Raw genomic sequence first — 23,299 nt, 5'->3', positions numbered from 1 at the left:
CCGACACCCCTGACGGCGGAAGGTCAATGCCCAGAGTGTGCTCGTGAGTCGACGCTCCCCACAGCGCGTGACCCATTGACCCGAGCTCTACGCGCTCAACTATTGGCCATCGGGTACGGCTCGACTACAAAGTTTTGGTCTCGGTTCGATCACACCTACGGCCCACAAGTATCGAAATCCGGGCATACCGATGAGAGATAGATGGTCACGAAACGGACTCGTTACCCATGTATCGGTGATAACCATCCGGATTTCGAACGCGCCGCTGTGGAAAACCAGTTGCGCGCAGCACGTCTCACCGAGTCCGACGGAGGCGGAGGGCGACCCACTGTCTCTGCCGGTCCGCCGTCACGCCCTGCTTTGCGCGCTGGACGCGAAAAGGGCCGGGTCCGGAGCGTGTCCAGGCCCGACCCACCGCCCGCATCGGAGTCGACGACTACGTCGCTGACACCGGCCGCGGGGTGACCGCTCAGGTGTTGCGGGTCTCGGTGTAGTGGTCGGCGACCGTGACCTTGGCGAAGGAGTTGTCTACCTGGCAGTTGCTCCACCGATGGGCGACCGCCACCTGGAAGACGCGCTTCTTGATGCCGATCTTGTAGCTGACCCGCTTCCGGGCGGGCACGACGACCATTACGGACTTGCCCATGGATATGGAGACGCCCGCCTCGACGGTCAGCGAGGTCCTGGCGTTGATCTCCCCGACGGCGAGATCGAGCTTGCCACCGATCTCACCGGTGACGCTGCCCTTCAGGCTGGCGGCGACCTCGGCGGACACGGACTGGCGCACCGACGCACTGCTGCGGCGGTTGTCGATGGTGCCCGACGCCACGATCTTGTGCCAGTCCGACGAGATTTCCGTGTACTTGCGCTTGTACTGGTTCTCGCAGACTTCGGCGGCGGAAGCCGGTGTTGCGGCCAGTCCCACCAGGCAAGTGCCCAGGACCGCGGAAGCGGTGGCGGCCGTGACGAAGGTGCGGGCGGAAGTGTGCACTTGGCTGGTCCCCCTTGATTTCCCAGGCTTGGTCAGCGCCGGGGTACGGCCAGAAACTACCCTCCGCAGAAGGGCCGTTGCCATACTCTTGAGCAACATCTGAGCCTGGTCGTAGCTTGGAGGCGGGGCCCCGGGTACAAGGTGGGCGCCGGGTCGAGCAGGTACTCGCCAGCGTCGGCCCGCCGCTGCAGCCAGCCAGCCATGATGACCCAGGAACCCGACGAAGCTCAGGCAGCCGAAGTGCCGAGGCCTGCCGACCTCCGCGAAGAAGTTCTGCTGACCGCAGGCCCCCATGCAGATGGCCCGCTGCACCACGAACGCGTCGCGGTGCAGCGGGCCATGGGTGCTCGCGGTGTGCCGACCCCCTAGGGGTCAGCGCTTGGCGCGCGAAGCCGTGCGGCCGCGCTCCTTCTGGTCCAGGACGACCTTGCGGATACGCACGGTCTCCGGGGTCACCTCGATGCACTCGTCGTCGCGGCAGAACTCCAGCGACTGCTCCAGCGAGAGCTTGCGCGGCGGCACGACGTTCTCCGTGTTGTCCGCGGAAGCCGCACGCATGTTGGTGAGCTTCTTCTCCTTGGTGATGTTCACGTCCATGTCGTCGGAACGCGAGTTCTCACCAATGATCATGCCCTCGTAGACCTCGGTGCCGGCCTCCAGGAAGATGACACCGCGCTCCTGCAGGTTGATCATCGCGAAGGGGGTCACCGTGCCCGAACGGTCCGCCACCAGCGAGCCGTTGTTACGGGTGCGCAGCTCGCCGAACCACGGCTCGTGGCCCTCGAAGATGGAGTGCGCGATGCCCGTACCGCGGGTCTGCGTCAGGAACTCCGTACGGAAGCCGATGAGGCCGCGTGACGGGACGATCCACTCCATGCGGATCCAGCCCGAACCGTGGTTCGTCATCGTCTCCATGCGGCCCTTGCGGGTCGCCATCAGCTGCGTGATGGCGCCGAGGTGCTCCTCGGGGGAGTCGATCGTCATGCGCTCGATCGGCTCGTACTTCTTGCCGTCGACCATCTTCACGACGACCTCGGGCTTGCCGACGGTCAGCTCGAAGCCCTCACGGCGCATCTGCTCGACCAGGATCGCCAGCGCGAGCTCACCGCGGCCCTGGACCTCCCAGGCGTCGGGGCGCTCGGTGTCGAGGACGCGGAGCGAGACGTTACCGATGAGCTCGCGGTCCAGGCGGTCCTTCACCTGGCGGGCGGTGACCTTGTGGCCCTTGCCGCCCTTGCCGACCAGCGGCGAGGTGTTCGTACCGATGGTCATGGAGATCGCCGGCTCGTCGACCGTGATGAGCGGCAGCGCGATCGGGTTCTCGGGGTCGGCCAGGGTCTCGCCGATCATGATGTCCGGGAATCCGGCGACCGCGCAGATGTCGCCCGGGCCGGCCTTCTCGGCCGGCTTGCGGGTGAGCGCCTCGGTCATCAGGAGCTCGGTGATGCGCACGTTGGACATCGTGCCGTCGCGCTTGATCCACGTGACGGTCTGGCCCTTGCGCAGCTCGCCCTGCTCGACGCGGCACAGCGCGATACGGCCGAGGAAGTTGTCGGCGTCGAGGTTGGTGACGTGGGCCTGGAGGGGGGCCGCCTCGTCGTACTCGGGGGCCGGCACGTGCGCCAGGATGGTGGAGAAGAACGGCTCCAGGTTCTCGCTGTCGGCCGGGACGGTGCCGTCCTCCGGCTTGGTCAGCGAGGCGACGCCGTCACGGGCGCAGGCGTAGACGATCGGGAACTCGATCTGGTCCTCGTCCGCGTCCAGGTCCAGGAACAGGTCGTACGTCTCGTTGACGACCTCGTCGATCCGGGAGTCGGGGCGGTCGGTCTTGTTGATGCAGAGGATGACGGGCATCCGGGCCTGAAGCGCCTTGCGGAGCACGAAGCGCGTCTGCGGCAGCGGGCCCTCGGAGGCGTCGACCAGCAGGACGACCGCGTCGACCATCGACAGGCCGCGCTCGACCTCACCACCGAAGTCGGCGTGGCCGGGGGTGTCGATGATGTTGATCGTGATGACGTCGCCGCCATCCTTGGGGTGGTACTTGACGGCCGTGTTCTTGGCCAGGATCGTGATGCCCTTCTCACGCTCCAGGTCGTTCGAGTCCATCATGCGGTCGTCGAGGTGCTCGGCGGCGTGCGCGGCGAAGGCGCCGGCCTGCTTGAGCATGGCGTCGACCAGGGTGGTCTTGCCGTGGTCGACGTGGGCGACGATGGCTACGTTACGGATGTCGTGGCGCGTGGGCATGGGTGAGTTGCGCTTCTCTCGATCGTGGGATCGGGCGTCGTATTCGGTTCGTTTCCTCATACGCCCGCCGGGCGGTCGCGCCACGGCTACCCCCCATGGTACGGGGAGTGAGCCACGTGGGCTTCCCGGGCGATCGTTACCGGCCCCGCACCAGGGCTCCGGGGGTCCGGCGGAGCTGTGTGAGGGGGAAGTTTTTGGGCCGTACTCGAGCCATGCGTGGGGTGGGGTGCGGAGCGGCTCCCGGGTCAAGGGGCACCCAGCACCTTGCCCGCCGGGGGCGCCGGCGGGCAAGGGACTTGAGCGAATCCTGAGGGTTCAGACCTGGTTCCGACCTGGTTCCGACCTGCTAGTTCTTTCCGCCCTTGGCGTTTTCTGCCTTCTTGAAGCCGATGTCCTGATAGCGCGGGGCGGCGAAGCCGAAGGCGCCGGCGTTGACGATCTCCGGCTTGACCGCCACCAGCTCGGGGCGCTGGAAGAGCGGGATGGACCCGGCCGCTGCCCAGATCCGGGCGTCGGCCCGTTTCACGAGGTCGCGGGCCGCTTTCTCGTCCAGCTCCGTCATGGCCTGGTCGAAGAGCTGGTCGATGTGGTCGGTGCCGACGCGGGTGTAGTTCTGCTCGACGACCAGGGACCCGTCGGCGGCCGGCTCCGGCTTGGCGAAGATGGGGCGGGCGTCGGTGGCCGGGTAGGCGGTGGCGGGCCAGGAGTAGAGGGCGAGGTCGTAGTCGCCGGAGGCGACGTGGTCCTTGAAGTAGCTGTCGTCGGAGACCTTGACGATGTTCGTACGTACGCCGACGCGCTCCAGCATCCGCGCGATCTTTTCTCCGACGGTACGCAGCGACTCCGATCCGGGGCCCGACGGGAGCACGAAACGCAAGGTCAGCGGCTTGCCGTCCTTGGCGAGCGGGCCGCCGGCGGCGGGGGCCGTGGCCGGCGCGGGGGCGGCGGTGCCGCGCGGGGCGTAGGCGCCGGCGACGCCGCCCTTCTTCTTTCCGTCGGCGCTGTCCTCTGTGTCCTCGACGGTCGTGTCTACGCTCTTCGCCTTGATGAAACGTGCCTGCATGCGAACGGCCCGGCCCTGGAGCGCCGCGGCGGGCGCCGGGGCCAGGACGTACGTACCGGATTCCGAGCTGTGGGCGCCGCGGGGCTTGGAATCGCTGTTGACTTCGTCACCGACGATGTACATCCCTTCGTCGGCTGCGCTTCCCTCGTTCTTCTCCTCCTTTTCACTCCCGTCTTCGGCCTCGCTGCCTTCCGCCCCGGCGCCCGCCTTCGCTCCGTCCGGCTTCTGCTTCACCGCCCCGCCCGGCGTCCAGCCCGCGTCCGCGAGCAGCGCCTGGGCGGCCTGGGTGTCCTGGTCGCCGAGCGCGCCGCTGCTGTCGCTGTAGGCCTCCTGGCCGGCCAGCGCGAGGTGGCTGCCGAGCGGGTGGGCGGGCAGGCCGAGCGGCTTCAGGACGGCCTCGGCGAGCTCCCGGCGGTCGATGGCGCGGGCCACGGCGCGGCGTACGCGGTCGTCGGTGAGCGGGCCCGAGGTGCCGTTCAGCGCGAGCTGCGTGTAGGCGGGTTCGAGGGACTTGCGGATGTCGAAGCCGCGCAGTGCGGTTTGCTCGGCGGCGTACTTCCTGATCGCCTCCTGCGACTCCCTGCGCGTCTCCTGCTCGGCGGCGGCCAGCTCCTCGGAGGAGCCGTGGGCGATCGCCCAGGATCTGAGCGCGGAGGCGGGCGTGACGGCGGCCCCGGGGCCGTGCTTCAGCTGCTGCCCCTTGGCGCCCGCGTCCCGGCCGGCGAGGGCGATGCGGTCGGCGGTGCTGCGGCCGATGTCGGCGATGTCCAGCTCACCGGCGGCGAGGGCGGCGGCGCGCTTGTCGCGCGTCACGGTGCTGAAGACGAGCGTGTCGAGCTTCGCGGGCTGCCCCCACCAGCGGGGGTTGCGTTCGAGCGTGGCCGTGCCGCCCGCGCGGTCGAGTTCCTTGAGCGTGAAGGGGCCGGCCGTCGCCTTGAGCTTGTCCCGGGCCCCGTCGTTGAAGGCGTCGGGGCTGCCCATCACGTCCTGCGGGTAGAGCGGCGTGAAGAGCGAGCGCCAGTCCGCGTAGGGCTTGGCGAAGGTGACCCGGACCTCCAGGTCGTTGGCGCCGCGCTCGATCTTCTCGATGCGCTCGTAGCCGGCGTTGCGGGCGGTCCAGTACGCCGTGTTCCGGCCGCCCAGCGCCCGCCACTGGGCCAGGAAGTCCGGTGCCCCGATCTCCCGGCCGTCGCTCCACACCGCCTGTTGGTTGATCTTGTAGAGCACGACCTGCTTGGGTTCGCGCTCGACGATCTCGGCGGACTCCAGATAGTCGGCGTTGCGCTGCGGGCGCCCGCGCTCGTCGAGGGTGAAGAGCGAAGGCAGTACGGCGCCCGCGATGCGCGTGGTGGAGGCGTCGGCGTCGGCCTGGAAGGCGTTGAGGGTGGGAGCCGTCGTGTCGACGGCCCAGCGCACCGTGCCGCCGTCCTTGACCTGCTCGCGCCCGGCAGGGGCGATGTCCTGGGGGACCGTCACCGCCTGGTCCGCGTCGTCGCCCGAGGTACAGCCGGCCAGTGCGGGCAGCGTGAGCACCCCGGCGGTGACGAGCGCGAGCGCGCGGGCGGCTCGCGTTCGCCGGTGCCTGCGGTGGATTACCGGGGCTGCCTCCCCGCGTGGGACGCCGACGTGGGACATGGCTGGTACCTCCAGGGCCGGCCCGGCTCATCCCCTGTCGGAATGAGCCCGGTTTTTCACATTTGGCGGCATATGATGGTGATCACATCAATTACCACTCCACTGAAATGGACCCCGCGCGTGAGCCGTCGGCGACACGGCGGTGAACCTCTCGAACCCCACCCGTGCGGCCCAACAGAAGGGGGCGCACGGGGGGACGCGCGCCGAGAATCGCTGCACATCCCTTCACAAGAGGGGACGTGACGCGCGACACTCGCAGGCGCATGAGCGTTACCACGCGCCACCGTGGAAATGAGGGCACTACATGTCCCTGCAAGAAGACCTGGCAGCGGTTCAGCGCAGCCTCGACAACCTGGTCCAGTCGGTCGAACGGGTCGAGCAGCAGGTCGGCGGCGGCAGCCTGGAGATCAGGCGCGTACGCACGGACGCCGGCCATCTGCGCGAAAGCGTCGCCCTGCTGAACGACGCCGCGCCCGCCTTGCGCAAGGCCGAGGCGCGCCCCGACCTGGTGACCATCCCGGACGACCCGTACAACAGCGCGCTGTGGACCGACTCGGACGACGAGGGCCTCGGCGCGCGCGACCGGCACGCGCCCTGACGGCACGGCCGCGTTCGCAGCGGTACACCCCCGCCCTGTCCCGACTGCCCGCTCCATACGGAGTCATCGTTGGCCACTGGCACAGAACCCCAGCCCCGTACGGACGTCCAAGGCGTCCACAGCGCCTCACGCGCCGCGATCACCGCCCGCCACCTGCGTACGGACCGCTGGTGGCTCGCGCCCGCCGCGACCGCCGCCGGGCTGCTCGCCTTCATCGTCTACTCGACCTGGCGGGCCTTCGCGAACGCCGACTACTACGCCGCGCCCTACGTCTCGCCGTTCTACTCGCCCTGCCTGGCGGAGAACTGCGTACCGATGAAGAGCGGCCCCAACTGGGAGATCTTCGGCAGCTGGTGGGGCCTGTCCCCCGCCCTGCTGATCCTGATCTTCCCGCTCGGCTTTCGGCTGACCTGCTACTACTACCGCAAGGCCTACTACCGGGGCTTCTGGGCCTCGCCCCCGGCCTGCGCGGTCGCCGAGCCGCACAAGACGTACACCGGCGAGACCCGCTTCCCGCTGATCCTGCAGAACATCCACCGGTACTTCTTCTACGCCGCCGTCCCGGTCGCCGGGATCCTCACGTACGACACCGTGCTCGCCTTCCGCGACGAGACTTACGCGTGGGGCCACATGGGCCTGGGCACGGTCGTCTTCCTGATCAACATCGTGCTGATCTGGGCGTACACCTTCTCCTGCCACTCGTGCCGGCACATCGTCGGCGGCAAGCTCAAGCACTTCTCCAAGCACCCGGTGCGCTACCGCCTGTGGGGCTGGGTCGGCAAGCTCAACGCCCGCCACATGCAGCTCGCCTGGGCCTCGCTGATCAGCGTCGCCCTCGCCGACTTCTACGTCTACCTGGTGGCGTCCGGCGCCTTCGACGACCCGCGGCTGTTCTAGCTGTCCCGGACGACTGAATGAAAGGTGTTTGATGACGCAGCTCGAACGGCAGGGGTGGGACGTCGTCGTGGTCGGCGCGGGCGGCGCCGGACTGCGCGCCGCCATCGAGGCGCGGGAGCAGGGGGCCCGTACCGCGGTCATCTGCAAGTCCCTCTTCGGCAAGGCGCACACGGTGATGGCCGAAGGCGGCATCGCCGCCTCCATGGGCAACGTGAACTCCGGCGACAACTGGCAGGTCCACTTCCGCGACACCATGCGCGGCGGCAAGTTCCTCAACCAGTGGCGGATGGCGGAGCTGCACGCGCGCGAGGCGCCGGACCGGGTGTGGGAGCTGGAGACCTGGGGCGCGCTGTTCGACCGTACGCCGGACGGAAAGATCTCGCAGCGCAACTTCGGCGGGCACGAGTACCCGCGCCTCGCGCATGTCGGCGACCGGACCGGCCTGGAGCTGATCCGCACGCTCCAGCAGAAGATCGTCTCGCTCCAGCAGGAGGACTTCCGCGAATTCGGTGACTACGAGGCGCGGTTGAAGGTCTTCCAGGAGTGCACGGTGACTCGCGTCCTGAAAGACGACGAAGGCCGGGTAGCGGGCACTTTCTGTTACGAGCGCGAGTCCGGCCGTTTCTTCGTACTGGAGGCACCGGCTGTGGTGCTGGCCACCGGGGGCATCGGCAAGTCCTTCAAGGTGACGTCGAATTCGTGGGAGTACACGGGCGACGGACACGCGCTGGCGCTGCTCGCGGGAGCCCCGCTGCTCAACATGGAATTCGTCCAGTTCCACCCGACGGGGATGGTCTGGCCACCGTCAGTGAAGGGCATCCTCGTCACCGAGTCGGTGCGCGGCGACGGCGGCGTACTGCGCAATTCCGAAGGCAAGCGGTTCATGTTCGACTACGTCCCCGACGTCTTCAAGGAGAAGTACGCGCAGTCGGAGGAGGAGGGCGACCGCTGGTACGAGGACCCGGACAACAACCGGCGTCCTCCCGAGCTGCTCCCCCGCGACGAGGTCGCGCGCGCCATCAACTCCGAGGTGAAGGCGGGGCGCGGCTCGCCGCACGGCGGCGTGTTCCTCGACGTGTCGACGCGCATGCCGGCGGAGACGATCCGGCGCAGGCTGCCGTCGATGTACCACCAGTTCAAGGAGCTGGCCGACGTCGACATCACCGCCGAGGCGATGGAGGTCGGCCCGACCTGCCACTACGTGATGGGCGGCATCGCGGTCGACTCCGACACCGCGGCCACCCGCAACGTCCCGGGACTGTACGCCGCGGGCGAGGTCGCCGGCGGCATGCACGGCTCGAACCGCCTCGGCGGCAACTCCCTCTCCGACCTGCTGGTGTTCGGCCGCAGAGCCGGGCTGCACGCGGCGCAGTACGCGATCGGGTTCGGGGACGGGACCGGCACGGGGACCGGGACCGGGACCGCACGCCCGCAGCCGGACGAGGCCCAGGTGGACGCGGCGGCGGCCGAGGCGCTGCGCCCCTTCAGCGCCGAAGGACCCGCGCCGGGCGCGCCGGACGGGCGCCCGCCGGAGAATCCGTACACCCTCCACCAGGAACTCCAGCAGACGATGAACGACCTGGTCGGCATCATCAGGCGGGCGCCGGAGATGGAGCAGGCCCTGGAGAAGCTGGCCGACCTGCGGGTACGGGCACACCGGGCCGGAGTCGAAGGCCACCGGCAGTTCAACCCGGGCTGGCACCTCGCGCTGGACCTGCGGAACATGCTGCTGGTCAGCGAGTGCGTCGCGCGGGCGGCGCTGGAGCGTACCGAGAGCCGCGGCGGCCACACCCGCGAGGACTGCCCGTCCATGGAGCGCGCGTGGCGCCGCGCCAATCTCCTGTGCCGGCTGACGGACCCGTCGGGTGCGATGGCGCCGGCCGATCCGATGCAGGGCCAGATCTCGCTCGTACGGGAGACCACCGAGCCCATCCGCCCCGATCTGCTGGGCCTCTTCGAGAAGGAAGAGCTGGTCAAGTACCTAGCCGAAGAGGAGCTCCTGTCATGAGCGGCTACACAGCGGCCTTCAGGGTCTGGCGCGGTGATGCGGACGGCGGGGCTCTGGAGGACTTCAAGGTCGAGGTGAACGAGGGTGAGGTCGTCCTCGACATCATCCACCGCCTCCAGGCCACCCAGGCGTCGGATCTCGCGGTGCGCTGGAACTGCAAGGCGGGCAAGTGCGGTTCGTGCAGCGCGGAGATCAACGGGCGGCCGCGGCTGCTGTGCATGACGCGCATGTCGGTCTTCTCGCGTGAGGAGACGATCACCGTCACGCCCCTGCGGGCGTTCCCCGTCGTACGCGATCTGGTGACGGACGTGTCCTTCAACTACGCGAAGGCGCGGGAAGTGCCGTCCTTTGTGCCGCCTGCCGGGGTCGCGGCGGGCGAGTACCGGATGCAGCAGATCGATGTGGAGCGCCCGCAGGAGTTCCGCAAGTGCATCGAGTGCTTCCTGTGCCAGGACACCTGCCATGTGGTGCGCGACCACGAGGAGAACAAGGAGTCCTTCGCGGGACCGCGGTTCCTGATGCGGATCGCCGAACTGGACATGCACCCGCTGGACGCGGCCGCCGAGACCGGCCTCGACCGCAAGACGACCGCGCAGGAGGAGCACGGGCTCGGCTACTGCAACATCACCAAGTGCTGCACGGAGGTCTGCCCCGAGAACATCAAGATCACGGACAACGCCCTGATTCCCTTGAAGGAGCGGGCGGTTGACCGCAAGTACGACCCACTGGTCTGGCTGGGCGACAAGATCTTCCGGCGCCGCCCGGAATAGAGCCGGAATAGAGTTCGTACGTCCCGCGCTTCACCTGTCGCACACGACGAACACGACGGACAAGACGACGGGGAACGTACGCATGTGGAACGGTGACGCACTCGATCTGGACGCCTACCTGGCGCATCTGGGGTACGAGGGGGACCGCTCCCCCACCCTGGCGACCTTGCGCGAACTGCACCGCGCGCACGTACTTTCCGTACGCTGGGAGAACCTGGACTCGGTGCTGCGCGGCGACGTTCCGCTCGATCTCGCCACGCTCCAGAGCAAGATGATCGGGAACGCGCGCGGTGGCTACTGCTTCGAGCACGCCACGCTGTACGCCGCGGCGCTTGAGCGGCTCGGCTTCACGTTCTTCGCGGTCCTGGGCCGGATCCGGATGGGCGCGCCCAAGATGCTGCCGACCACGCACGCCATGCTGATCGTGGAGATCGACGGGCAGCGCTGGCTGAGCGACATCGGTTTCGGGGCGAGCCCGCTGGAGCCGATCGAGCTGACGGACGGGACGGAAACGACGGACGGGGTGTGGGCGTACCGGCTGCGACGCGGGGAGGTCACGCCGGGCGCGGACGGGTGGACGCTGTACCAGCCGGCCGGCGAGCTCGAGGGCGAAAGCGACGACACCGGTGACGGGTGGATGGCGCGGCACACCTTCACGCTGGACCCGCAATACCCGGTCGACTTCCGGATGGCGAACCACTTCATCGCGACGAGCTCGCACTCGCCCTTCAGCTACCGCCCGTTCATCCAGCGGGTGCACCCGGACCGCCTGCACCTCCTGGACAACCGCACGCTGACCACCATCCGGCCGGGGGTTCCGGGGCCGCCGGAGGTGCGGGAGCTGGAGCCGGAGGAAGTGCCGAAGGTCCTGGCGGACGTGTTCGGCATCGAACTGACCCCGGCCGACACGTCCCTGCTCCTGACCAAGCTGGCTTGACCCCGGGGCTCCGCCCCGCCGGGCCCCCTGCGGGGCTGTCCCCTACCCGCCCCTTCCCGAAACTGGGGGCAAGCCCCCAGCCCCCCAGACAACACAGACGCCCTACGGGCGTGTCCTCAAACGCCGGACGGGCTGGATTTGGCTGCGCTGGATCCGCCAGAGTGCGGCAACCTCGAGCTGGGGCGAAGCCCCCAGCTCGGACGAGCCCCCTGGGCAACTTCAGCCCCTCCGGCGCTTGAGGAGCGGCGTCTGGGGCGGAGCCCCGGCAGCCACCCCGGCCACTTCAGCCCGTCCGGCACTTGAGGACCGGGGTCTGGGGCGGAGCCCCAGCCACCCCCCGGCGACCTCAGCCCGTCCGGCGTTTGAGGACCGGGGTCTGGGGCGGAGCCCCTCGCGCGGCGGAGCCGCAAACGCGTGCCCGCCGTCCGGTCGCGGGGCGCACAGTCGCGACATAACCTCGCAAACGTGACGCGAACAGCCGCCGCCCGCGCAGTCCTCAGCACACTGCTGGCCGCGTGCTGTCTCGCCCTCCCGGCCGCCCGGGCCGCCGGCGCCGAAGACCCCATCGGCCTCTCCCGAGAAGGCCAGATCACCGACAAGGTAGGCGCCCTCGGCACCCGTACGAACGACGTCGAGTCCGCCCTCGACCGGCTCTACGACACCCGCCGCATCCAGCTCTTCGTCGCCTACGTCCGTGACTTCTCCGGCAGATCCGCCCAGAGCTGGGCCGACGACACCGCCGAGCGCAACGGCCTCGGCCGCGACGACGCGCTGCTCGCCGTCGCCACCCACGACCGTCAGTACGCCTACTCCGTCGACCACGAATCGCGCCTCACCGACTCCGAGCTCGACGACGTCGCCAGGACGGCGATCGAGCCGGCCCTGAGGGAGAACGACTGGGCCGGCGCAGCGATCGGCGCCGCGAACGGTTACGCCGCCGTGCTCGCCGGCCGGCCCGTCCCAGTGCCCACGATCACCCCGGGCGTCGCCGACCCCGGCGGCGACCAGGACGACGGCGTCAGCGGCGCCGGCGACCTGGTGCTCCCCGTGGTCGCGGTCGGCGCGGCCGTCGCGCTGGCGGCGTACACATACACCCGGCGCAGAAAGCGGTCGGCCACCCGCACCACGCCCGCCCTGCACAAGGAAGAGCCCCAGACTCCCCTCCCCGAACTCGACTCCCGCGCCAAGCGCGACCTCGTCGAGGCGGACGACGCGATCCATACCAGCGAGGAGGAATTGGGCTTCGCCTCCGCCCAGTTCGGCGAGGAGGCCGCCCGCCCCTTCGGCGAGGCACTCGCGCACGCCAAGAGCGAGCTGGCCGTCGCCTTCCGGCTGCGCCAGCAGCTCGACGACGCCTATCCGGAGGACGACGCCACCCGCCGCCGCATGCTCGACGAGATCATCGCCCGCTGCACCGAGGCCAACCGCCGGCTCGACGCCGAGTCGGAAGCCTTCGACCAGCTCCGGGCCCTGGAGCAGAACGCCCCGCAGGCGCTGGCGGCCGCCGAAGCCGCGTTCCGCGATCTCGTCGGCCGTACGGGCACGGCGGAGGCCATGCTGACCGCCATGCGCCAGCGGTACGCCGACTCCGCCTCCGCGCCCATCACCGGCAACGCCGCGCAGGCCAAGGACCGGCTCGCCTTCGCGACCGCGAGCCTCACCGAGGCCCGGCAGGCGGTGGACGCGGGCGACACGGGCAAGGCTGCTGTGTTCGTACGGGCTGCCGAGGGCGCCGTCGGCCAGGCGGCCACGCTCGTCGACGCCGTCGACCGCCGCGCCCGTGAACTCGCCGAGGCGGCGGGCAAGCTCCCCGGAGCGCTGATCGAGACCGAGACCGATCTGGCCGACGCGCGCGGTCTGCTCCAGGGCCTCAAGGAGGAGGACACGGGCAGCGGCGTCTCGACGGCAGACCTCCAGGGGCGCATCGCCCGCGCCGAGTCGGTCGTCATCGACGTACAGCAGGAGAAGCAGTCGGGGCGGTACGACCCGATCGACGCCCTGCGCCGCGTCGAGGAGGCCGACGCGGTGCTCGACGATGCCCTGTCGGCGGTGCGCCGGCGCGAGACGGCGGGGCGGCGGGCGCGGGCCCTGCTCGACCAGGCCACTCTCGCCGCCCGCGCGTCGATCGGCGCGGCCGCCGACTACATCACGACGAACCGGGGCGCGGTCGGCAGCCGGGCACGCACCCGCATCGCGGAGGCCCAGCGGCACCTCGAACGGTCGGCGGCCGCCGCGGCGTCCGACGCGCCGAGCGCGCTCGCCGAGGCCCAGCAGGCGGACGCGATGGCGCGGCAGGCGCAGAGCCTGGCCGAACAGGACGCACACGGGTACGCCGACCAGCTCGGCGCCGACGTCGGCGGCTTCGGCGGCTTCGGCGGCTTCGGCGGAATCGGAGGCGGAGCCGGCGGCGGCGGCCTGAACGGAGCCGTGCTCGGCGGCATCATCCTCGGCGAAGTCCTCGGCGGCGGCCGGAGCAGGGGCGGCTTCGGCGGCGGCGGCTTCGGCGGCGGCGGCTTCGGCCGTGGCCCCGGCAGCTTCGGCGGCGGCGGCACGCGGGCCCGCAGAGGTGGCGGCGGCCGGTTCTGACACGTAACCGACCGACACCGCCGACGTACACCACTCAAGGAGACACGGCATGACGAAGCAGACCATCCTCGGCCGCGTGACCCAGCTCGCGAAGGCCAACATCAACGCCCTCCTCGACCAGGCCGAGGACCCGCAGAAGATGCTGGACCAGCTGATCCGCGACTACACCAACAACATCGCGGAGGCCGAGGAGGCCGTCGCCACCACCATCGGCAATCTGCGGCTCCTGGAGCTCGACCACAAGGAGGACGTCGATGCCGCCAGGGAGTGGGGCGTCAAGGCGCTCGCGGCCAGCAGGAAGGCCGACGAGATGCGCGGGGCCGGGCCGGCCGCCGAGGCGGACAAGTTCGACAACCTCGCCAAAGTCGCGCTCCAGCGCCAGCTCCAGTCCGAGAAGGAGGCGAAGGCCGCCGAGCCGGTCATCGCCATGCAGACCGAGGTGGTCGACAAGCTCAAGGCCGGTCTGGTCCAGATGAAGACCAAACTCACCGAGCTGACGTCCAAGCGCGACGAACTGGTGGCCCGCGCCAAGTCCGCCCAGGCGCAGAACCAGATGATGGACGCCGTCAAGAACATCGACGTACTGGACCCGACCAGCGAGCTGAGCCGCTTCGAGGAAAAGGTACGCCGCGAGGAGGCGAGGGCCATGGGCAAGCAGGAGCTCGCCGCCTCGTCGCTGGACGCCCAGTTCGAGCAGCTGGACAGCCTGGGCGACGACGCCGAGATCGAGGCCAGGCTGGCCGCCATGAAGACCGGGTGACGCGGACGCGCCTCAGAACAGGCTCAGCAGCTGGTCGAAACTGAGCTCACCCTTCTCCGCCTCCCCCTTCGGCAGGGCGAGTTCGAACCAGACGGTCTTTCCGCGCGGTGTACGCCGCGATCCCCACGCGGCGCTGAGCAGCCCCACCAGCTGAAGCCCGCGCCCGCCCTCGTCGGTGTCGCGGGCGCGGCGCCGCCGCGGCTGGACCAGGCCCGCGTCCCACACCTCGCACACGAGCGTACGGTCGAGGAGCAGCCGGAGCCTGATGTCTCCCTCGCCGTACCGCAGCGCGTTGGTGACGAGCTCGCTGACCAGCAGCTCTGTCGTGTCCACCAGGTCTTCGAGGCCCCAGGTGACCAGCTGCGCCCGCGCCAGTTCCCGCGCCCGGCCCACCGAGCGCGGCTCGCTCGGCAGCGACCAGTCACCGACCGACTCGGCGGGCATCCCCTGGATGCGGGCCATGAGCAGGGCGATGTCGTCCTCGCCGTGCCGGGTGTCGAGGGTGTTGAGGACGTGGTCGCAGACGTCTTCCAGGGGGCGTACGGGATCGGCGAGCGCGGCGCGGAACGCCAGCAGCCCTTCGTCGAGCGGATGGTCGCGCGACTCGACGAGGCCGTCGGTGTAGAGCGCGAGCAGCGCGCCCTCCGGCACCTCGACCTCGACCTCCTCGAACGGCTCCCCGCCGACGCCGAGCGGCATTCCCGGCGGTACGTCGAGCAGCAGCGCCTCCTCGCCCGGTTCGACGAGGACGGGCGGCAGGTGGCCGGCGTTGGCGAACGTACACCGGCGGGTGACCGGGTCGTACACGGCGTACACGCAGGTCGCGAGGTAGACCTCCGACAGGTCGGCCTCCCGCGATTTGTGGACGGCGCGCGAGGCGTGCTGCGCGCCGCTGGGCGAGCCGAGGCCGCGCGCGATCTCGTCGAGGGCGGAGAGGACTTCGGCGGGCTCCAGGTCGAGCAGGGCCAAGGTCCGTACCGCTGTGCGCAGTTCTCCCATGGCGACAGCGGCGCGCAGGCCGCGTCCCATGACGTCGCCGACGACCAGGGCCGTGCGGTGGCCGGGCAGTTCGATGACGTCGAACCAGTCGCCGCCCACCTCGGTCGCCGTATTGCCGGGCAGGTAGCGGCACGCGATGTCGAGCCCGGCTGCCTCGGGGTCGCCGGGGGGCAGCAGGCTGCGCTGGAGGATCAGGGCGCGTTCGTGCTCGCGCCGGTAGAGGCGGGCGTTGTCGATGCAGACGGCGGCGCGGGCGGCGAGCTCGGTGGCGAGCGCCCGGTCGCGTTCGCCGAAGGGCTCGCTGCCTTTCGTACGGGAGAACTGGGCGAGGCCGACGACGGTGTCGTGGGCCACCATCGGCACGGCGAGCGTGGTGTGGACGAGGCTGCCCTCCTCACCGGGTACGACCTGGACGCGGGCGGTGCGCAGGGCGCTCGCGCAGGGCGAGTTGAACGGGTAGCGGTGTACGGCGCCCACTTCGGTGGGCCCGGGGTCCTCGCCGTCGGCGACGCAGGCCGGAGCGGACAGCGGCCCGTCGGAGACGGCGCTGGCGAAGGCGACCCGGCGCAGCTCCGCGCTGCCGTCGGCCCGCCCCGGCGGGGCCTCGTCACCGGCCAGGAGGCCTTGGTAGAGGTCGACGGACGCGAGGTCGCAGAAGCCGGGGACGGCGACGTCGAGGAGTTCGCGGGCGGTGGTCTCCAGGTCGAGCGAGTTGCCGATGCGGGCGCCGGCCTCGTTCAGCAGGGCGAGGTTGCGGCGGGCGTCGGCGGCCTCCCGGGCGGCGACATGACGGCGGGTCACGTCGGTGGCGAGCCCGGCGACGCCGATGGTGCGGCCGGCTCCGCTGTGCACCCGGTAGAGGTTGACCGACCAGTGCCTGGGCTCCGTGTCGCCGGGGGCGCTGCCGACGATCTGCATGTCGGTGACGGCCTCGCCGGTCTCCAGGACCCGTTCCAGGGCGGCGGTCATGCGGTCGGCCTCGGGGCGGGTGAGGTAGTCGTGGACGGTGCGGCCGCGGTGGTCCTCCACGGCGCCGCCGAAGACGGTGGCGAAGCGCTTGTTGGCGCGCTGCACGGTGAAGTCCGTACCGAACAGCAGGAATCCGAACGGAGATTGGCCGAAAATGGCCTGCGAAGCGGCGAGATCGGTCTCGATCCGGCGTACGGCACGCACGTCGACGACCAGGCAGAGCGCGGCCTGTTCGCCGTCGGCCGTGGCGCTGGGCATCACGTAGATCTCCGCGATGCCGTGCGCACGCACCGCACCGGCTTGACGGTCCTCGCGGTCGGGCATCCGGAACGGGACGAGGCCCGTCCACTCCTTGCCGTCGAGGATCTCGGAGAGCCGGTTGCGTCCGCGCACCCGCAGCTCGGGGGGCATGAAGGCCTCGACCGGATCCTTGCCGACGACATCGGCCGCGGGCAGGCCGAACAGCTCTTCGGCCCGCCTGCTCCACTGCTCTACCAGCCCGCAGGGGCCGATCGAGAAGGACGCGACTCTTATGTAGTCGTAGATCGAGCCGGGCGGGCTGTTCTGCCACATCACTTCGCCCGCTGCCGCTGATATCTCGTTCACGCGACCGTCCCCTCCAGCTCAACGCACCGGACCGGTCCTTCCCGCAGTATTCAGCACTACGGTCACAACCGGCACGGCGTTCACGATCACAGCACGGTCTCGTTCCTTTTCGGCCGGGGAAAGAGAGCCGCGAGGTGATCGTTGTCCCTTCACTCTTCTAACCAGGGAGAGCCAGCTCGAACCACACCGTCTTGCCTGTTCTGCCTCGACGCGTACCCCATCGCTGCGCGGAGCCCGCCACGAGCTGCAAACCGCGTCCTCCCTCGTCATCGGGTTCCGCGACGCGTTCCAGGGGCGGATCCGGAAGGGGGTCCGAGACTTCGACCACCAGTACGGGGCGCACGCCCGGGGGGTGGCCGTCGGCGCCGTCCGCGGCTCCTTTGATGTCCGGGCGTACGAGACGGACCCCGATCGGCCCCGACGCGTACCGCAAAGAATTGGTCACCAGCTCACTGACCAGCAGCACGGTCACATCGCCGATGGTGTCGAGCAGGCCCCAGGCGCGCAGCGCCTCGCGGACGGCGTGGCGGGCGGAACGGACGGCGTCGGGCTCAGCAGGGAACGTCCACTCGGCGCAGTCGCCGTCGGTGTCGATCACGCCGACCACATCCCAGATGCCAGACCAGCCGCAGACCCGCGTCCTTTTTCGGGGGGTTAATCAGCACATACCCGATATACGGGTCGGCCTATCCCGGTCCCGGAAGCACTGTGGCACGAACGGCGTACCGGGTGTCCCCGCACGCCCCGCGCCGGCCGACGGCCAGCCGGTCAGCCAGCCAGTCGGTCAGTCGGTCAGTCGGTGCTCAGGCCTGCGCCGCGGGCGGCCCCGGCAAGGCGCTCAGGCGGCGTACCGCCTCGGCCACAGCAGGGCGGTCCTGGGTGAGCCAGTCCACGGTGTCCGCCTCGTGCGGACGGAGCCAACGCATGTCGTCGTGGTCCTGAAGGGGGCGGGGCCTGCCGGACAGCAGCCGGACGGTCCACACCTGGAGGACGTAACCGGGCTTCAGCGGCCACTCGCCGGGGATGCGCTCCAGCACGTCCGTCTCGACGCCCAGCTCTTCACGCAGTTCGCGTACGAGCGCCTGCTCCGGACTCTCGCCGGGCTCCACCTTGCCGCCGGGCAGCTCCCAGCGGCCGGCCAGCTCGGGCGGGGCGCTGCGGCGCGCTGCCAGCAGCCGGCCCTCGTCGAACACGGCCGCACCCACCACCACGACACGATCAGTCATGGCGGGAGCCTACGGCGTACGGGCGGCTACTGGACGCTCTGGCCTATCCGCTCGACCCAGTAGAGCTGCTTGTGGCCGCGCTCATCCAGGCTGTCAGCGATCTTCTGCGCCTCGACCCGCGTCGCGTACCGGCCGACGCGGTAGCGGTTGCCGTTGTCGTCCTGCCGTATGACCAACCAGGGGAGGACAGCGCCACTGTCGTTCATCGCGCGCCTCCGTCCGCCGCGTCCGCCGGTGCACTCGCCTCTAAGGATCTCCAGGAAACCGCAATCCGCATATGCCCGAGCGTACGCCTGACCTTCACTCAGCGGATACGCTTTTACACAAAGAGGTACGCAACAAGCCATGCGGAAGGGGGCGCACCCCAAAAAGTGCGCCCCCTTCTCCTCCCGCGTGACCTCAGCCCTTACGCAGGGTCGGCACAGGCATCAGCACAGGGCGTCCGCGTATCGGTCACTTCACGGGCAGGTGGTAGGCGATCCGGTACCGGTCGGCGGGGACGACCACATCGGCCGTCTCGACCGCCATCCCCGACGCGTAGTACGTCCGCTCGATGACCAGCACCGCATGCCCCGGTACGCCGCCGAGCCTCATCAGCTCCTCCGCGAGTCCGGGCCGCGCGCCGACCTCCTCCACCACGTTGTCCACGACGATGTCGATGGCCGCCATCCGCTCGACGACGCCGCAGCCGGCCAGCGGCCCCTCCTCGGGCAGCATCACGGGCGTACGCCCCGTCACGGCCAGCGGCTCCCACGAGGTGGACAGCATCATCGCCTCGCCCGCGTCCCTGAAGACGTACCGCGTGCGCATCACCCGGTCGCCCTCCTGGACGCCGAGCCGCTTGGCGATGTCCGAAGTCGCCTCTTCCTGCTCGCTGCTGGACTCCCAGGTGCCGCGCGCACCGGCCTCCGCCTGCTCCTGCCGGAACGGGTTCGAGGGGAGGGTCCCCCGGTAGCCCGCGCGGGAGACGCGGCGCGGGACCGGTTGCTCCCGTACGTACGTACCGGAGCCGGAGCGGCCTTCGACCAGGCCCTCCGCCATCAGGACCTTGCGGGCCTCCAGCGCCACGGTGTCGGAGACGCCGTACTCCTCGCGGATGCGCGCCTGCGAGGGGAGCCGGGTGTGGGGTGGCAGGGAACCGTCGACGATCTTCTGCCGTAGATCGCCCGCGACGCGCAGATAGGCCGGCTGCTCACCGAATGTCACTGGCCACTCCCATCAGGTTGACACACAGCAACAGCGTGGCAACCGTCGGTTGTTGACCGCAAGCACAGGCCAAAGTTTCACCCGAAGTGATGACTTTGTCTTTAAGCAGGGGCTTCCCGGGGTATAGAAATCGGAACCCCGCGCCAAGATCCGCACCGCTTCGATACTTTCTCCGCCGCCCGCACTCCCGTCCGGCGACGCACAGCAAGGGCGGCCGCCGAAGCGACCGCCCCGCTCACGTGTTCAGTTGGACTTCAGCGCGTCGGGGTAAGACGCGTCAGAATCAGAACTGCAGCGCCCAAGAGTCGATCTTCCCTGTGTCGTACGCCGCGTTGTCGTTCACCCGCAGCTTCCACGTGCCGTTGGCCACCTCGGACGAGGCGTTCACCGTGTACGTGGTGATGAGGTTGTCACTGCTGCCGCCCGTGCCGTAGCCCTTGAGGGTGTAGGCCGTGCCGTCGGGGGCGATCAGGTCGACCTTGAGGTCACCGATGTACGTGTGCTTGATGTCGACCGGCACGCTCAGCGTCGCCGGCGCGTTGCCCGTGATGCCGCTGACCGTCACGGGCGACTCGGTCGTGGCGTTGTCGCTGATCGCGTAGTCGGCGAGGTTCTCGAACCGCTTGCCGGGGGGCGGCGTGGTGTCGCCCGTGCCCACGTACAGCAGCCGGTTCGGCGAGCCGGTGCCCGGGCTGGTCACGACGCCCGTGGTGGCGGCCGAGGTCAGCGCGCTGGAGACCTGGGCCGGGGTGGCGGTCTTGTTCGCCGCCAGGTACAGCGCGGCCGCACCCGCGACGTGCGGCGAGGCCATCGACGTACCGGAGATGGAGTTCGTCGCCGTGTCGCTGCTGTTCCACGCCGAGGTGATCGACGAACCCGGGGCGAAGATGTCGAGGATGCTGCCGTAGTTGGAGTAGCTCGCCTTGGCGTCAGTGCTGGTGGTGGCACCTACCGTGATCGCCTCGGCCACCCTGGCGGGCGACTTGGTGGAGGCGTCGGTGCTCTCGTTGCCCGCCGCGACCGCGTAAGTGACGCCGGAGGCTATGGAGTTGCGTACGGCCGTGTCCAGGGCGGAGTCGGCGCCGCCGCCGAGGCTCATGTTCGCGACGGCCGGCTTGACGGCGTTGCGCGTCACCCAGTCGATGCCGGCGACGACCTGGGCGGTGGTGCCCGACCCCTGGTTGTTGAGGACGCGGACGCCGACGACCTTGGCCTTCTTCGCGACGCCGTACGCGCCGCCCGCGACCGTACCGGCGACGTGGGTGCCGTGGCCGTGGCCGTCCTGCGCGGTGTTGTCGTTGTCGATGGCGTCGTAGCCGTAGGATGCGCGGCCGCCGAAGTCGCTGTGGGTGATGCGTACGCCGGTGTCGATGACGTACGTCGTGACACCCTCACCGGCGGTGTCGGGGTAGGTGTAGCTCTGGTTCAGCGGGAGGGCCTTCTGGTCGATGCGGTCCAGGCCCCAGGACGGCGGGTTGGGCTGCGTCGCGCTGATCTTGAAGGTGCGGTTCTGTACGACGGAGTCGACGGCCGGGTCGGCGGCGAACTTCTTCGCCTGCGCCTCGGACAGCTCGACGGCGTACCCGTTGAGGGCCGCGGTGTACGTCTTCTTGATCTTGGCGCCGTACTCCTTGGCAAGCGCCTTGCCCTCCGCCGAACCGGCGTCGGCCGCCGCCTCGTCGAGGGTCACGATGTAGCTGCCCGCGATGGTTCCGGGGGCTCCGGCGTTCTGGATCCGGCCCTCGGCGGCGGTGGCCGCGGTGGCGGGGAGGGCGGAGGCGGCGCCGAGCGCGAGGGCTACGACGGTGGTGGCACTGGCTGCGACAACTCTTCGCCGGGAACTACGCATCACTGACATGTGAGGGGTCCTCCTCATTGGCGGTGCGCTGGTGGGGGGCCGTGCTCCGTGCGGCAGGTACGACAGGGGCATGACAAATCGACGCTTCGGAGTCCGCGTCGTTTCCCACGCCTTGCTGCCAGGCGAAAGATTGGCGCATCCATAGGAATCCCACAAGAGTCAATTCGGACCCGCAATGCGCCTGCCCTACCACCGACATGAATCTGCGCCGCACCCGGGTCCGGCCTACGCTTGCCGCATGGTGATCACGAGGGCTTCGACGACTCCGGCGGCTTCGACGGCGTCCATGACGTACCGCTGCCCCGCCGACGACTCCCGCGCCCCCGTCGAATCCCTCGCCTGGCACTGCCCCACCTGCGGCGGTCCCTGGGATCTGGACTTCGCCCCTTCCTCCCCCGTACCACTGAAGTCCCTTGCCGGACGGGTGAATTCGCTGTGGCGTTACGAGGAGGCGCTGCCGCTCGCGGGCGCGGCGGCCACTCTCACGCTGGGGGAAGGCCGCACTCCACTCATCCCCCTCACCGACACCGTTTCGGCCAAACTCGACTTCCTGATGCCGACGCTGTCGTTCAAGGACCGCGGCGCGGTCATGCTCGCCGAGCTCGCCCGCCGTCTCGGCCCCGATCGGGTGGGCCGCGTCGTCGCGGACAGCAGCGGCAACGCGGGCACGGCGATCGCCGCGTACTGCGCGCGCGCCGCCCTCCCCTGCACGGTGTACGTCCCCGAGTCGACCTCCCCGAAGAAGACCGAGCAGATCCGGGCGCACGGCACCCACGTCGCCCTCGTCCCCGGCGACCGCGAGGCCGCGGCGGTGGCCGCCCGCGCGGCGGCCGACGAACCCGGCACCTTCTACGCGAGCCACGTCCACAATCCGTACTTCCTGCACGGCACGAAGACGTACGTCTACGAGCTGTGGGAGGACCTCGGCGGCCGGCTCCCCGACGCGGTGGTCGTCCCCGTAGGCAACGGAACGCTCCTGCTGGGCGCCGCACTCGCGATCGCCGAGCTGCACACGCAGGGGCTCATCGACAGCCGCCCCGCACTGATCGCCGTACAGGCGGAGGCGGTGTCGCCCCTGGCGACGGCGTTCCACGCGGGCGCCGCGGACCTGAGCGACGACACGCCGACGCGCCCTACGCCCCCCACCCTCGCGGAGGGCATCGCCATCCCACGACCGCCGCGCGCGCCCCAGATCCTGCGCGCGGTACGGGAGTCGGGCGGCACCTTCCTGACCGTGACAGAGGACCAGATCCGCGCCGCCCAGCTGGACTTGGCCGGACGCGGCCTCTTCGTCGAGTCGACCGGGGTGGCGTGCTGGGCCGCGATGAGCGCACGGCCGCCCCAGGAGGGCCACACCGCGGTGGTCCCACTGTGCGGCGCGGGAGCGAAGACGGGCCTCGCACCCCAGTAACCGGCAGGCGGCGCGGCGGTACGGTCCGCCCCGCCACCCACTCCCCGGTCGGCACCGGTCCTCTAGGCGCCCAGCGGGGTGGGGTCCGTGGCGAACTCGCGCCAGCGGCCGGCCGGGTCGGGGACCAGGCGCCGGGTGCGCAGATCGAGCAGCCCGATGACGCTCTCCACGGTGGCGGCGAGTACACCGTCGGCGCGGTGCATTTCCTGGGTCACGCGGCCGGTCTTGCCCGGTCCGTACGAGAAGACGCAGGAGACCTCAACCTCGTCGCCCGCGAGGAGTTCCTGATGGAAGCGGACGACGGTCTCCAGGTTGACGGGCCCGAGCCCGGCGGCGGCCAGGTCGTCGAACTCGACACCGGCGGCGCGCACGCATTCCCAGCGGGCGTGGTCGGCGTACTCCAGGTAGGCGGGGCCGCGGACGTGGCCGTTGGTGTCGAGGTCACTGCTCCGGACGGTGAGACGGGCGGTGTACGGCTTCGATTCGGGCTGAGGGGCGGGCTGCGGGGCGGGCTGCGGTTGTGTCATGCACCGAA

18 protein-coding genes are annotated in these 23,299 nt (G+C 70.1%); 8 read left to right on the top strand and 10 right to left on the bottom strand.

Annotated features, from left to right (window positions below; translation table 11 throughout):
• Positions 1 to 469: 469 nt before the first annotated feature.
• From ABZX79_RS27145 to ABZX79_RS27135, 3 genes are all read right to left on the bottom strand, one after another.
• Positions 470 to 991 (bottom strand): hypothetical protein, encoded by a 522-nt coding sequence (locus ABZX79_RS27145; RefSeq protein WP_355262923.1) that lies wholly within the window; start codon positions 989 to 991, stop codon positions 470 to 472.
• A gap of 372 nt (positions 992 to 1,363) precedes the next feature.
• Positions 1,364 to 3,235: a translational GTPase TypA gene (gene typA, locus ABZX79_RS27140; RefSeq protein WP_355262920.1), complete on the bottom strand. Its 1,872-nt coding sequence runs from the start codon at positions 3,233 to 3,235 to the stop codon at positions 1,364 to 1,366.
• A 346-nt stretch (positions 3,236 to 3,581) separates the two neighbouring features.
• Complete coding sequence (locus tag ABZX79_RS27135) at positions 3,582 to 5,933, bottom strand: ABC transporter family substrate-binding protein (protein WP_355262917.1); 2,352 nt, start codon at positions 5,931 to 5,933, stop codon at positions 3,582 to 3,584.
• Positions 5,934 to 6,237: 304 nt separating this feature from the next.
• Between ABZX79_RS27135 and ABZX79_RS27130 the strand changes: the two genes are divergently transcribed.
• The 7 genes from ABZX79_RS27130 (at position 6,238) to ABZX79_RS27100 (ending at position 14,489) form a co-directional block, all read left to right on the top strand.
• Positions 6,238 to 6,531, top strand: a complete 294-nt coding sequence (locus ABZX79_RS27130) for a hypothetical protein (protein WP_355262914.1) — start codon at positions 6,238 to 6,240, stop codon at positions 6,529 to 6,531.
• A 69-nt stretch (positions 6,532 to 6,600) separates the two neighbouring features.
• On the top strand, positions 6,601 to 7,428 hold the full coding sequence (locus ABZX79_RS27125; protein ID WP_355262911.1) for a hypothetical protein: 828 nt from the start codon (positions 6,601 to 6,603) through the stop codon (positions 7,426 to 7,428).
• 31 nt (positions 7,429 to 7,459) lie between these two features.
• Positions 7,460 to 9,436 (top strand): fumarate reductase/succinate dehydrogenase flavoprotein subunit, encoded by a 1,977-nt coding sequence (locus tag ABZX79_RS27120; RefSeq protein WP_355262908.1) that lies wholly within the window; start codon positions 7,460 to 7,462, stop codon positions 9,434 to 9,436.
• Positions 9,433 to 10,206 (top strand): succinate dehydrogenase/fumarate reductase iron-sulfur subunit, encoded by a 774-nt coding sequence (locus ABZX79_RS27115; protein WP_355262905.1) that lies wholly within the window; start codon positions 9,433 to 9,435, stop codon positions 10,204 to 10,206. Before ABZX79_RS27120 ends, ABZX79_RS27115 begins: the two co-directional genes overlap by 4 nt.
• Positions 10,142 to 11,143 carry an arylamine N-acetyltransferase gene (locus tag ABZX79_RS27110; protein ID WP_355262901.1) on the top strand — a complete coding sequence of 334 codons (1,002 nt, stop codon included), beginning with the start codon at positions 10,142 to 10,144 and terminating at the stop codon, positions 11,141 to 11,143. Before ABZX79_RS27115 ends, ABZX79_RS27110 begins: the two co-directional genes overlap by 65 nt.
• Before the next feature lie 465 nt (positions 11,144 to 11,608).
• Positions 11,609 to 13,729, top strand: a complete 2,121-nt coding sequence (locus ABZX79_RS27105; RefSeq protein ID WP_355262898.1) for a TPM domain-containing protein — start codon at positions 11,609 to 11,611, stop codon at positions 13,727 to 13,729.
• Between the two features lie 49 nt (positions 13,730 to 13,778).
• On the top strand, positions 13,779 to 14,489 hold the full coding sequence (locus ABZX79_RS27100) for a PspA/IM30 family protein (protein WP_355262895.1): 711 nt from the start codon (positions 13,779 to 13,781) through the stop codon (positions 14,487 to 14,489).
• A 12-nt stretch (positions 14,490 to 14,501) separates the two neighbouring features.
• On the opposite strand, the gene ABZX79_RS27095 is transcribed toward ABZX79_RS27100, so the two are convergent.
• The 6 genes from ABZX79_RS27095 to ABZX79_RS27070 form a co-directional block, all read right to left on the bottom strand.
• Entirely contained in the window at positions 14,502 to 17,063 is a 2,562-nt protein-coding gene (locus tag ABZX79_RS27095; protein ID WP_355262892.1) for a SpoIIE family protein phosphatase, read from the bottom strand.
• 157 nt (positions 17,064 to 17,220) lie between these two features.
• Complete coding sequence (locus tag ABZX79_RS27090; RefSeq protein ID WP_355262889.1) at positions 17,221 to 17,670, bottom strand: ATP-binding protein; 450 nt, start codon at positions 17,668 to 17,670, stop codon at positions 17,221 to 17,223.
• A 196-nt stretch (positions 17,671 to 17,866) separates the two neighbouring features.
• Positions 17,867 to 18,289 carry a (deoxy)nucleoside triphosphate pyrophosphohydrolase gene (locus ABZX79_RS27085; protein WP_355262886.1) on the bottom strand — a complete coding sequence of 141 codons (423 nt, stop codon included), beginning with the start codon at positions 18,287 to 18,289 and terminating at the stop codon, positions 17,867 to 17,869.
• A gap of 26 nt (positions 18,290 to 18,315) precedes the next feature.
• On the bottom strand, positions 18,316 to 18,495 hold the full coding sequence (locus ABZX79_RS27080; RefSeq protein ID WP_355262883.1) for an SPOR domain-containing protein: 180 nt from the start codon (positions 18,493 to 18,495) through the stop codon (positions 18,316 to 18,318).
• Between the two features lie 247 nt (positions 18,496 to 18,742).
• A complete protein-coding gene (locus ABZX79_RS27075; RefSeq protein ID WP_355262880.1) occupies positions 18,743 to 19,495 on the bottom strand; it encodes a GntR family transcriptional regulator in 753 nt (250 codons plus the stop codon).
• Between the two features lie 283 nt (positions 19,496 to 19,778).
• Positions 19,779 to 21,353, bottom strand: coding sequence for a S8 family serine peptidase (locus ABZX79_RS27070; protein WP_355262877.1), 1,575 nt, complete (start codon positions 21,351 to 21,353; stop codon positions 19,779 to 19,781).
• Positions 21,354 to 21,639: 286 nt separating this feature from the next.
• Between ABZX79_RS27070 and ABZX79_RS27065 the strand changes: the two genes are divergently transcribed.
• Complete coding sequence (locus ABZX79_RS27065) at positions 21,640 to 22,764, top strand: pyridoxal-phosphate dependent enzyme (protein WP_355262965.1); 1,125 nt, start codon at positions 21,640 to 21,642, stop codon at positions 22,762 to 22,764.
• Positions 22,765 to 22,826: 62 nt separating this feature from the next.
• Here the strand turns inward: ABZX79_RS27065 and ABZX79_RS27060 are convergent, their stop codons facing one another.
• Positions 22,827 to 23,291 carry an acyl-CoA thioesterase gene (locus ABZX79_RS27060; RefSeq protein WP_355262874.1) on the bottom strand — a complete coding sequence of 155 codons (465 nt, stop codon included), beginning with the start codon at positions 23,289 to 23,291 and terminating at the stop codon, positions 22,827 to 22,829.
• Positions 23,292 to 23,299 lie beyond the last annotated feature (8 nt).

Origin of the sequence: Streptomyces sp. NPDC002994 (assembly GCF_040611155.1) — a bacterium.
Taxonomy (GTDB): domain Bacteria; phylum Actinomycetota; class Actinomycetes; order Streptomycetales; family Streptomycetaceae; genus Streptomyces.
The sequence above is the reverse complement of the archived record's forward strand: the minus strand, read 5'-3'. Positions and strand labels throughout refer to the sequence as shown.